Genomic DNA, 11,004 nt, shown 5'->3' on the forward strand with positions numbered 1-11,004 from the left:
TGAGCGGCACCGCCGGACGGAAATGGCCAGTGGCGGTCTGACGCACGCCGTTACGCATCGCGTCAGACCGCCACCCCTCCCCAGCGGTCAGTCCTGGGTGAGCAGGTACGCCCGTTCCGGATCGATGGTCACGTCGACGTTCGTACCCTCGCTGAGCGCTTCGCGTGGATCCCTGCCCGCCTCGGTCACGGTGACGGTGCCAGCGGTCGTCTCCACCTCGTAGTCGATGCTCGGCCCGTGGAACGTCGACCGCAGCACCACCCCAATGCCGGTACCACCGTCGACGACCGGGGTGAGCCGCATCGTCTCCGGGCGCACCATCAGGTACGTCCCGACGGCCCCGGCGGCCACCGTGGGGTGGGCGGCGACGGTCAACTGCCGGCCGAACACGGTCACGATGGCCCTGGTGCCGCTGATCTGCTCCGGTACCGCCTCCAGGAAGTTGGCCCGACCGATGAAGTCGGCCACGAAGACGCTCGACGGCCGGGCATAGATCTCACCGGGCGTGGCCACCTGCTCGACCCGGGCCCTGTTCATCACCACGATCCGGTCGGACATGCTCATGGCCTCGTCCTGGTCGTGTGTGACGTAGATGCTGGTGATCCCGAACATCTTCTGGATCCGCCGGATCTCGGCCCGCATCGCGTCGCGCAGCTTCGCGTCCAGGTTCGACAGCGGCTCGTCGAACAGCAAAACCTTCGGCTGCACGACCAGGGCCCGGGCCAGCGCGACCCGCTGCTGCTGGCCACCGGAGAGCTCGTGCGGGCTGCGGTCCTCCATCCCGACCAGGTTCATACTGGTCAACGCCATCCGCATGCTGGTGGCGATCTCGTCCCGCGTGCGCCGCTGCAACCGGAGCCCGTACGCGATGTTCTGCGCCACCGTCATGTGCGGGAACAGCGCGTAACTCTGGAACACCATCGCCATCGGCCGCCGCTGCGGCGGCAGGTGATCGATGACGGCGTCGTCGAGCCGGATGTGTCCGCTGGAGGCGTCCTCGAAGCCCGCCACCATCCGCAGCGTCGTCGTCTTGCCACAGCCGGACGGTCCGAGCAGGGTGATGAACTCCCCCGCCCGAACGTCGAGGGTGACCTGGTCGACGGCGGTCACCGTACCCGAGCGGCTCGTGAACCGCTTGGTGAGCGCCTCCAGTTGCAGGCGTCCGGTGCCGGCCTCCGGTCGGGCGACGACGGGATCGGTCGCGACGGGCGCGGCGGCGGTCATCGTTTCTGCCTTTCAGATGTGACGGTGCGTTGCAGCGAGACACCCGCACCGACGACCAGTCGGATGAGCACGAAGGCGACCAGCACGAGCGCGGTCAGCACGGTGCAGTAGGCGAAGGCGACCCCGTACCGGCCGGTGCTGGCGGCACTGAGCACCTGTGACGTGATGATCTTCGTCTCGGGGGTGACCAGCAGGACGATGGTGGAGACCGAGGTCATGCTCCGGGCGAAGCTGTAGCTGAGGCCGGTCAGCAGGGCGGGCCGGATCAGCGGCAGCGTCACCCAGCGGAACGTCCGCAGCGGGCTGGCGCCCAGGTCCATCGACGCCTGCTCGATGTAGGGGTGCAGTTGGGTCAGCGCGCCGACCGCGGTCCGCTGGCCGGCGGGCACACTGCGCACGACGTAGGCCAGCACGATGGCGAACGCTCCACCGGCGATCGCGCCGCCGCCGACCAGGCTGGGGAACACCTCGAAGTCGCCGATGTACCGGTCGGGTCGGTAGGCGAGCACGAAACCGATGCCCAGCACGGTGCCGGGTACGGCGACCCCGAGCGTGCCACCCAGGTCGAGCAGCCACGCGGTACGGTGCAGATGCCGTACCACCAGCCAGGCGACGACCAGACCGAAGAAACCGGCGATCGGCGTGGCGATGGCGGCGAAGGTGAGGGTGTCGAGCACCGCCTCGCTGCCGACGCCCAGCACCACCTCCTCCAGGTAGTCCAGGGTGAGGGTGTTGTCGACACCGAACACCCGGGTGACCGCGCCGACGATCACCGTGCCGTACAGGCTGACGATCACCGCAGCGGCCAGCAGGGCAAGGCCGTAGACCGGCCAGCGGGCCCATCCGGTGACCAGGTGGATGCTGCCCGACGGGCGGCCGGTGATGGTGGTGCGCACCTTGCGGTTCAGCCACCACCGTTGCCCGAAGTACATGGCCAGCGACGGCACCAGCAGAATCACGCAGTAGACGGCGGCACTGGTGGTGTCGTACTCCCCGGTCACCGCGAGATAGGCGCGGCTGGCGAGCACGGTGTAGTCACCGCCGAGTACCAGCGGGTTGGCCAGATCGGCGATGGCCTCGACGAAGAGCAGCAGGAACGGGGCGACGAGGCCGGGGGCCAGCAGTGGCAGGATCACCGTACGCAGGATCTGCCAGCGGGTCGCGCCCATGTTCATCGCGGCCTCCTCCAGCGCCGGATCCAGGCCGCGCAGCATGCCGAGCAGGCCCAGGTACGCCACCGGGAACAGCGACAACGACAGCACGAACACCAGGCCGTCAAGCCCGTAGATGTCGTACTCGATGCCGAAGATTCCGTTGCTGACCACGCCGCGCCGGCCGTACAGCACGACGGTGGCGGTGGCCACCGCGAACGGTGGGCTGACGATCGGCATCAGGGCGATGACGTGCAGGATCTTCTTACCCGGTACGTCCAGGCGGGCCTGCACGAACGCGAACAGGAAGCCCAGGGCGGTGCCGCACACTCCGACAAGAAAGCCGAGTACCAGCGTGTTGCGCAGAATGGTGAGGTCGACCGAGGAGGTGAAGAACTCCACGTAGCGGGGCAGCGCGTCGGGCGCGAAGGCCGTGGCCAGCACCGCGACGAGTGGTACGGCCGCGCCGATCGTCACCAGCACCACGCTGGCGGCGATCAGGGCCTGGATGCCCCTGTCGCGCCGGGGCCGTCGCCGCCGGGGTTCGGCCGCCGTCGGTCCGGCGGCCGGCGCGGGCTCGGACAGCAGCACGGTCATGACTTCGGTGCCTGGGCGACCTCGGCGTCGAACCGCTTGTTCAGGGCCAGCTTGGCCCTACCCGCCGCTACGGCGTCGTACTTCACCAGCTTGAGATCAGCCAGTTTGACCACCTTGTCGGACACTGCTGCCTTGGGGTTCGTCGGGAACTGGTACGCCTTCACCGACGGGCCGATCTCCTGTGCTTCGGTGGTCAGGGCCCAGTCGATGAACTTCCGGGCACTGGTCGCGTTCTTGGCGTTCTTGACCAGCGCGATGCCGCCCGTCTCGTACCCGGTCCCCTCGACGGGGAAGCTGACCTTCAGGTCGGGGAAGCCCGCCTCGATGGTGGCCACGCAGTCGTGCGAGAAGATCAGACCGACCGCGACCTCACCGCGCGCGGTCATCTGCCCCGGCGCCGAGCCGGACTTGGTGTACTGCAACACGTTCGGGTGCAGCTTGCGCATGTAGTCCAGCGCCCTGGCCTGGTCGCCACCGGCCAGGGTGACCTGGGTCCAGAGCGCGGTGTACGCGGTGCCGGAGGTGGACGGGTGGGCGATGCCGATGTCCTTGGACAGCTTCGGGTCGAGCAGGTCTGCCCACGAGTCGGGTACGTCGACCCCCTTCTCGGCCAGCACCTTGGTGTTGCTACAGAACCCCAGTGCACCGACGTACACGCCGGTCCAGTAGCCGGCCGGATCCTTGTACTCGGCGGGGATGACGCCGGCGTTCGGCGACACGTACGGTTCGAGCAGGCCCTCGTCTCCCGCGGCGGCGTACCCGTCGGCCGGGCCGCCGTACCAGACGTCGAACTCGGTGCTGCCCTTACCGGCCTTGATCCGGGCCAGCGCCTCGCCACTGGAGAGTCGTACGAAGTCGGCCTTGACCCCGGTCGACTCGGTGAACTTCTTCGTGGTCGCGGCGCACCAGTCCTCGGTCGCGCCACACACCACGTGCACGACTCCGCCGTCCGGGCCGGCGTCCGCACCGCCGTCGGTACGCGCGCACCCGCCAGCCGTCACGGCGACCGCCGCGATCAGCGCCGTCGCCCAGGTCGCGCCCCGGCGCGACACCCCTGTCCCCACCACGTTGACCTCCACTTATCCGGACCGAAGCAGGCTTCGGAGTGATGTTTCGGCCAGGTTAGGGCCGTGTGAACGGTCCTCCGGTGACAGCAACGTGAGCCGTGGTGACACCGTCCTCACCTAACGGCCGGCGGTGCCGGCCGCACCACCGGCCGGGGACTCCACCGGCAGGTCGGGCATCAGGTAGCCGACCCCGCGGAGGGTGCGGATGTACGCCGAACCGCCCGGCAGGCCGGACAACCGCGACCGCAACCGGTACACGGTGGACTTGACCACGTCGCGGCCCCCGATCAGGTCGCTGGTACCCCACACCTCGCGCAGCAGGTCCTGCCACGAGTGCGGGATGCCGGGGCGGGTCGCCAACTGCGTCAACAGCTTGAACTCCGTGAACGGCAGGTCGAGCTGGTGCCGCCCCAGCGTCGCCGTCCGCGCGGCCGGCTCGATGACCAACTCGCCGACCCGGATGACCAGTCCGGATTCCCGCCGTCGGCGTACCAGCGCCTGGGCCCGCAACGCCACCTCACGCGGATGGAACGGCTTGGACACGTAGTCGTCGGCGCCGTGCTCCAGGCCGGCGATCACGTCGTCGTGCTGGTTCAGCGCGGTGAGCAGCATGATCGGCACGTCGTGACGCGCCCGGATCCGCTGGCACAGCGTCAGCCCATCCATCGCCGGCATCAGCACATCCAGCACGACCAGGTCGACGGCGTGTGACCGGAGCAGGTGCAGCGCCGTCGCCCCGTCGTGCGCGGTGAACACCGTGAAACCCTGGGTCTGTAGCGCGAACTCGATGATGAGTGTCATCTGCGGCTCGTCGTCGACCACCAGGGCGGCCGGCCCGCCCGACCGGCCCTCGGTCATCCCGGTCACGACCTGCTCGGCAGCGTCAGCAGGAAGGTGGTCCCCCGGGTCGACGCGGTATGCACCATGATCTCGCCACCGTGCAGCTCCACGATCGTCTTGGTGATCACGAGACCGAGGCCGGTCCCGTCCGCCAGCGGCCGTCCTGTCGCGAACCGATGGAACAACCGGTGCCGTTCGGCCCGGGTCATTCCCGCACCGTCGTCGGTGACGTACAGGGCGACGCCGGTGTCGATCAGCATGACCCGGACGTCGATGCTTCCCCCCGTCGTGGTGAACCGGCTCGCATTCGACAACAGGTTGGTCAACGCCTGGGTCAACAGCATGGGATCCGCGGAGATCCGGGGCATCACCTGCGGCACGTCCAGGCTGATCCGTTGCTGGCGTTGCGCGCACAACGGTCGCATCGCGGTGACGACGTCCCGCACCACCACCGACACGTCCACCTTCTCCGGCCTCGGGGTGAACAACCCCGCCTCGATCTTCGCCTGGATCAGCAGGCTCTCGCACAACCCGATCACCTGGACCGACTGGTGGTCGATGACATCCAGGAACCGCTGCTGCATCGGCGTCAACGTGCCCGGACCACCCTCGAGCAGCAACTCCACCGATCCCTTGATCATGCTGAGCGGGGTACGCAACTCGTGGCTGAGCGCCGTCACCTGATCCGCGCGTCGCTGTACCAGTTGTTCCAACTGGCGCAGCTCGGTGATCCGGGCGGCCGACGCGTGCCGCGTCTGCCGTGCGACGAACGCCGCGCCGATGATCCCGCCGCCGACCAGCGCCAGCAGCGACCACCAGCCGGCCGCATCCATGCCCGCCCTCCTCAGAGGTGGGCACCCACCGTAGGGCCAACCTCGTCACGTACCGCCGTCGCCGCTGCCGACTGCCTGCGGCGGTTCCCGCGCATTCTGTACGCCCTGGACCCATACCACAACGGCCCCAGGGAGGGCCCAGTTCATGCGGGGTCCCAATTCTGCTCGTCGGGTGGTGCGGCGGCATCGACCCCGAAGGACGACGTGGACATCTGGCGGCGATCAGGCCGGCGAGACGCCGTCCGGCGCGACCCGGGCCGGCGCGGTGGTCAGCCGGGCGACGCGGCGCCCGCCACCCTGCTCTTGCGGACGCGGTATTGGGCCGCCTTGATCCGGTTGCCGCACTCCTCCATGCCGCACCACTGCCGGTTGCCGCCCCGCGAGCGGTCGACGAAGATCCGGGTGCACCCCGGGCGCCCGCACTCCCTGACCCGGAGCGTGTCGATCTCACCGAGCAGGTCGATCGCCGCCCGGGCGACGGCGGAGGCGATGGACTCGGCGTCGCCGGTACGCACGACACCGGCCGGGGTCAGTGCGTTGCGCGCCGGTGCCGCACCGGCGGCCTGGTTGACGGTCGCCAGGTCGTCCGCGGGCCAGTCGCGCCCCTGCATGCCGTGGACGACGAGGCGGTAGACGGCCTCGCGGAGGGCGCGCAGTCGGCCCAGCCCGTCGGCGTCGACCGGGGGCCGCTCGGTGAGCAGGCCCGACTCGACCGCCCATCGGGCCAGGTCCTCGGGGTTGTCGAGGAACTCCTCGGGCGCGCTGCGTCGCCACTTGAGGGTGCCGGCGAAGTCGAGGGCGAGGTTACCGCTGACGAACACGAAGCTCACGTCACCATCTTGACAGGTGACGGAACGGGGGTGCAAGGTTGCCGTCACCTGCTTAGCAGGTGACACGATATCCCATCGGCAAGGAGCCGGAGTGATCACTGACGACGACTACCTCTACTTCGCCTACCGGGCCCTGGACGGCATGGTCGACATCGTCGCCGGGCTGGGCGACGAACTGGCCAACCAACGGCCACCCGTCCCGGGGGCGAACTCGCCGTACACGCTGCTCGACCACTGTCTCGGCGTGATCTCGTACTGGGCCGGCGCGCTGGTGGCCGGACGTACGGTCAGCCGGGACCGCGACGCCGAGTTCCACAGCCACGGCCCGGTACGCCCGCTGGTCGACCGGGCGGCCGTGGTACGCGCACAACTCGCCGCCGACGTCGGTCGGGCCACGTTCGGGGCACGGCTGCACGGCACCCCGCCGTCCGACTTCCTCGGCCCAGACCGCGAGCTGACCCAGGGCGCCGCGCTGCTGCACGTCTACGAGGAACTCGCCCAGCACCACGGCCAGATGGAGATCCTGCGCGACGCCATCGTCACCCGGCTCCCCACCCAGCCCGTACCCGCCGACCAGCCGGACCGGAGGCGGACATGACCCCCGGAGCCGTCCCGACCGGATCGCCGCCCCCGGTCGACACCCGGTTCGCCGCCATCGACCAGCGGCGGCTGCGCTCCGGGTACGGCGTCAAGTGGGGCTCGCTCGCACCTGATGTCATCGGCGCCTGGGTCGCCGACATGGACTTCGGTGTCCCACCCGCGGTACGGGAGAGCATCCTGCGGGTGACCGGACGCGAGGACTTCGGGTACCCGTTCTGGCCCGGCGCGGATCCGGTGGTCGAGGCGTTCCAGGACCGGATGGCGGCGCGGCACGGGTGGCAGCCCGAACCCGGACGGACCCGGGTCTTCACCGACCTCATCCAGGTGCTCCAGGTGATGGTGGAGCACGCCACCGCGCCGGGCGACGGCATCGCCGTACACGTACCCTGCTATCCACCGTTCCTGGCGAGCATCGCCCGCTCCGGGCGGCGGATCGTCCCCCTGCCGATGCTCTGGAGCGAGTCGGGCTGGGGCTTCTCCACCGACGACCTCGTCGACCGGCTGCACCGCGCGGGCTGCCGGATGCTGGTGCTGGTCAACCCGCACAACCCGACCGGCCGGGTCTTCACCCGGGACGAACTCACCGCACTCGCCATGGCTGCCGACGCGCTCGACCTGGTCGTTCTGGCCGACGAGATCCACGCCGACCTGGTCTTCGCCCCGCACCGGCACGTACCGTTCGCCTCGTTGGGCGCGTCGACGGCCGCGCGCACCATCACCGCCACCTCGGCCACCAAGGCGTTCAACATCGCCGGTCTGCGCTGCGCCGTCGCGCACGTCGGACCGGACCACGTCCAGGACCGGCTGGCCCGGGCGCCGCTGGACTACTTCGGCACGCCGAGCATCCTCAGCAGGGTCGCCACGGTCGCGGCCTGGCGGGAGTCCGACGGTTGGCTGGACGATCTCCTGCGGACTCTCGACCACAACCGTCTGCTGGTCCAGCAGTGGGCTGCGGGGCTGCCCTGGGACCTCCGTCACCACGCTCCCCAGGCCACCTACCTGAGCTGGCTGGACCTCTCCGCGACCCCGATCCGCGACCCCGAACCGGCCGCCCACCTCGAACGCACGGTGGCGGTCAAGCTCAGCGAGGGCGCGGAGTTCGCTCAGGCCACCCCGGTCGACACCGGGTCGTTCGTCCGCCTCAACTTCGCGACCAGCCCGGCCAACCTCCACGAGATCCTGGCGCGTATCGCCGCCCTCTGAGCCCTGGCTCCGTCGGGGTTCGCCCTGCCTCCCACCCGAGCCGGGTGGACCCCACGTCGGCGCCGGTCGCGACCGGCTGCCCGACGGGCCCCCCATCCCCCGCAGCGTCCGGCAGTACCCGGACCGGCGCTGCCCCTCCGGCGTGCCCCGGTCACCCACCGGTGACCGTCCGGAGTATCCCCCGAGCCTGACGACTTCTCCGCAAAGGACAATTCCATGCCGAACGAATCACCCGCCGATCTCGGCGTCGCTGTCCATCCCACACCCGACAGCCCGACCGGCACATCCCCCGCCGCCATCGCCGCCCGTCTCGAACGACTTCCCTGGAGCCGGTTCCAGCGCGGTCTCTTCCTCGTCGTGGCCACCGCCTGGCTCTTCGACTCGATCGACCTCGCCGCCATCACGTTCCTGTTGGGACCGATCAGCAAGGAGTTCGGCCTGACCACCGCCCAGGCGGGGCTGCTGGGCAGCGCCAGCTTCGCGGGCATGTTCGTCGGCGCGGTCTCCGCCGGAGCCCTGGCCGACCGGTTCGGCCGCCGCCGGGTGTTCCAGTACAGCATCGTCGTCTGGGGCCTGGCCAGCCTCGGTCTGGTCTTCGCCGGGAACCTGCCCAGCCTGCTCACCCTCCGCTTCGCCCTCGGGGTGGGGATGGGGGCCGAGTTCCCCGTCGCGGCGGCCCTGCTCGCCGAGTTCATGCCCGCCGCCCGGCGGGGCCGCTACGCCGCCCTGCTGGAGGGAGCCTGGCCGCTCGGGTTCATCGTCGCTGGCGTGCTGGCCTACCTGATCGTCCCCGCCACCGGTTGGCGCGCCTTCTTCGCGCTACAGGCGTGCCTGGCCCTGTGGGCGCTGGTGATCCGCCGCAGTGTCCCGGAGTCACCACGCTGGCTGGCCTCCCGTGGCCTGCGCGGACCCGCCGACCAGGTCATGTCGGCCATCGAAAACAGGGTCGCCACCGTGACCGGGCAGGCGCTACCGGCACCGGCACCGGTGACCGGGACCGGCGTCACCGACGAGCGGGCCGGACTGCGGGTGCTGTTCTCCGCCGCCTACCGACGCCGCACCATCGTCCTGTGGATCACCTGGTTCGCCATCCTGTTCGGCTACTACGGTCTGACCACCTGGATGGGCAAACTGCTCTCCGACGCCGGTTTCGACATCGCCCGAAGTATCGGCTTCATCGTCCTGATGGCGCTGTGGGGCATTCCCGGCTTCCTCTCCGCCGCCTACCTCATCGAGGTCGTCGGCCGCCGTGCGTGCCTGTCCGGCTACACACTCGCCTCGGCGGTAGCCGCCTTCTGCTACGGCCAGGCCGCCGGACAACTCGAACTGATCTTCTTCGGCTCGATCCTCCAGTTCGTGTTCTTCGGCATGTGGTCCTCCATCTACGCCTTCACCCCGGAACTGTTCCCGACCCGGGTGCGAGGCATCGGCGTGGGCACCGCGACGGCGGCGGGCCGCTTCGGCGCCCTGCTCGGGCCGGTCGTCGTACCGGTCCTGCTCGCCGTCGGCGGGACCAGCCTGGTCTTCACCGCGAGTGCGGGCCTGTTCGTCCTCGCAGCGACGGTGGTGCTGCTGTTCCTGCCCGAGACCAGGCAGTCCGTACTCGAGGACATCGCCACGTAGCGGCGGTCGGCACCTCGTCCGCAGCCGGGTCGCGGTGGGCGGACCCGGTGCGCGGGTCCCCGGTACGGAGTCGGACGGGGCGGTCGGGCTTCTGGTCGACCGCCCCGGGCACCGGCCGCTACCGGGCTTTTCCGACTTCCAGGTCGCAAGAGCCGGTGCACACCGCGGATTACCCGATCGACCTGACCCGGACGCCCCGGACTCCCTGACTGAACAGTCGGTCAAGGCGGGGTCAGGACCCGGCCCACCCCGCCCGCTGGCACGCAGTGGCGGGAGACCCCGTCGGCCCCGATCAGCTCAGCGTGTCCCCGTCAGGCTGCGGCTGGCGGCGTCTGCGCCGGTAGCTGGTGCAGCGCGTTCACCAGTGGCGCCAGTTCCGGGACGTCCTCGGCCTGGAGCAATGCGCTGGCGAGGACTTTGTCGTGCACGGGGCGGGCCTGGTTGAGCAGTGCCCAGCCCCGCTCGGTGAGTTCGGTGTAGATGCCGCGGCGGTCGTCCTGACACAGGATGCGGGTGAGCAGGCCGCGGTCTTCGAGCCGGTTGACCAGCCGGGTGGTGGCACTGCTGGACAGAGCAGCGGCGCGGGCGAGCTGCTGCATGCGCATGTGCCAGCCGGCCTGGCGGGACAGGGCGTCGAGCACCGTGTACTCCACGACCGACAGATGGTGCTCGGCCTGCAGCGCCTTCTCCAGCGCGGTGTCGATGAGGCCGTGCAGGGCCGCGAGGGTCCGCCAGCCCTGGGCGCGGATCTCGACCGCGTCGTCGCCGATGCCCACGTTCTGCGCTCCTTGCTGTCGCCGCTTACTGCCGACCGTCCGGGATCCGGCCAAGGTGTCCGCCACGATCCTAGCGGCGCACGCCGATAGTTGCAGACGCCAGCCATGTGACCAGTCGCACGCTTGCGCCGATAGACGACGCGGGCAAGTATCGGAGTTGCGCGCGCCGGTAGTTGCAAGCGCGCTACATGTCCGCAACGGGAGAACTCGTGTCTGCTGAACCGAAGAAAATGCCACTGGGCCTGCTCGCTCTTGCGATC

10 protein-coding genes are annotated in these 11,004 nt (G+C 70.0%); 3 read left to right on the forward strand and 7 right to left on the reverse strand.

Translation table 11 applies throughout. From position 1 onward, the window contains the following. Nucleotides 1-87: 87 nt before the first annotated feature. The 6 genes from V6U90_RS24410 to V6U90_RS24435 form a co-directional block, all read right to left on the reverse strand. Nucleotides 88-1,224 (reverse strand): ABC transporter ATP-binding protein, encoded by a 1,137-nt coding sequence (locus V6U90_RS24410; RefSeq protein ID WP_334441075.1) that lies wholly within the window; start codon nt 1,222-1,224, stop codon nt 88-90. Next, a complete protein-coding gene (locus V6U90_RS24415; RefSeq protein ID WP_334441077.1) occupies nt 1,221-2,972 on the reverse strand; it encodes an ABC transporter permease in 1,752 nt (583 codons plus the stop codon). The genes V6U90_RS24410 and V6U90_RS24415 overlap by 4 nt, the downstream gene beginning before the upstream one ends. After that, the gene (locus V6U90_RS24420) at nt 2,969-4,039 is read right to left on the reverse strand and encodes an ABC transporter substrate-binding protein (RefSeq protein WP_334441079.1); all 1,071 of its coding nucleotides are present in this window, start codon (nt 4,037-4,039) and stop codon (nt 2,969-2,971) included. Before V6U90_RS24420 ends, V6U90_RS24415 begins: the two co-directional genes overlap by 4 nt. A gap of 117 nt (nt 4,040-4,156) precedes the next feature. Then, a complete protein-coding gene (locus V6U90_RS24425) occupies nt 4,157-4,897 on the reverse strand; it encodes a response regulator transcription factor (protein WP_334441096.1) in 741 nt (246 codons plus the stop codon). 5 nt (nt 4,898-4,902) lie between these two features. Beyond that, nucleotides 4,903-5,712, reverse strand: coding sequence for a sensor histidine kinase (locus V6U90_RS24430; protein ID WP_334441081.1), 810 nt, complete (start codon nt 5,710-5,712; stop codon nt 4,903-4,905). 269 nt (nt 5,713-5,981) lie between these two features. Further along, entirely contained in the window at nt 5,982-6,542 is a 561-nt protein-coding gene (locus V6U90_RS24435; protein ID WP_334441083.1) for a CGNR zinc finger domain-containing protein, read from the reverse strand. Nucleotides 6,543-6,633: 91 nt separating this feature from the next. Between V6U90_RS24435 and V6U90_RS24440 the strand changes: the two genes are divergently transcribed. The 3 genes from V6U90_RS24440 (at nt 6,634) to V6U90_RS24450 (ending at nt 9,968) form a co-directional block, all read left to right on the forward strand. Continuing rightward, nucleotides 6,634-7,140, forward strand: a complete 507-nt coding sequence (locus tag V6U90_RS24440; protein ID WP_334441086.1) for a mycothiol transferase — start codon at nt 6,634-6,636, stop codon at nt 7,138-7,140. Continuing rightward, complete coding sequence (locus tag V6U90_RS24445) at nt 7,137-8,345, forward strand: MalY/PatB family protein (protein ID WP_334441088.1); 1,209 nt, start codon at nt 7,137-7,139, stop codon at nt 8,343-8,345. The genes V6U90_RS24440 and V6U90_RS24445 overlap by 4 nt, the downstream gene beginning before the upstream one ends. A gap of 216 nt (nt 8,346-8,561) precedes the next feature. Further along, nucleotides 8,562-9,968, forward strand: coding sequence for an MFS transporter (locus tag V6U90_RS24450; protein ID WP_334441090.1), 1,407 nt, complete (start codon nt 8,562-8,564; stop codon nt 9,966-9,968). Between the two features lie 311 nt (nt 9,969-10,279). Here the strand turns inward: V6U90_RS24450 and V6U90_RS24455 are convergent, their stop codons facing one another. Next, on the reverse strand, nt 10,280-10,744 hold the full coding sequence (locus tag V6U90_RS24455; protein ID WP_334441093.1) for a MarR family winged helix-turn-helix transcriptional regulator: 465 nt from the start codon (nt 10,742-10,744) through the stop codon (nt 10,280-10,282). Nucleotides 10,745-11,004 lie beyond the last annotated feature (260 nt).

It is taken from the genome of Micromonospora sp. CPCC 206060, from assembly GCF_036906895.1.
GTDB lineage: Bacteria > Actinomycetota > Actinomycetes > Mycobacteriales > Micromonosporaceae > Micromonospora.

What these genes read in the sequence shown, in the direction of transcription:
- V6U90_RS24410 (WP_334441075.1), bottom strand. Translation starts at nt 1,224, where the DNA reads ATGACCGCCGCCGCGCCCGTCGCGACCGATCCCGTCGTCGCCCGACCG.
- V6U90_RS24415 (WP_334441077.1), bottom strand. Translation starts at nt 2,972, where the DNA reads ATGACCGTGCTGCTGTCCGAGCCCGCGCCGGCCGCCGGACCGACGGCG.
- V6U90_RS24425 (WP_334441096.1), bottom strand. Translation starts at nt 4,897, where the DNA reads ATGACCGAGGGCCGGTCGGGCGGGCCGGCCGCCCTGGTGGTCGACGAC.
- V6U90_RS24430 (WP_334441081.1), bottom strand. Translation starts at nt 5,712, where the DNA reads ATGGATGCGGCCGGCTGGTGGTCGCTGCTGGCGCTGGTCGGCGGCGGG.
- V6U90_RS24445 (WP_334441088.1), top strand. Translation starts at nt 7,137, where the DNA reads ATGACCCCCGGAGCCGTCCCGACCGGATCGCCGCCCCCGGTCGACACC.
- V6U90_RS24450 (WP_334441090.1), top strand. Translation starts at nt 8,562, where the DNA reads ATGCCGAACGAATCACCCGCCGATCTCGGCGTCGCTGTCCATCCCACA.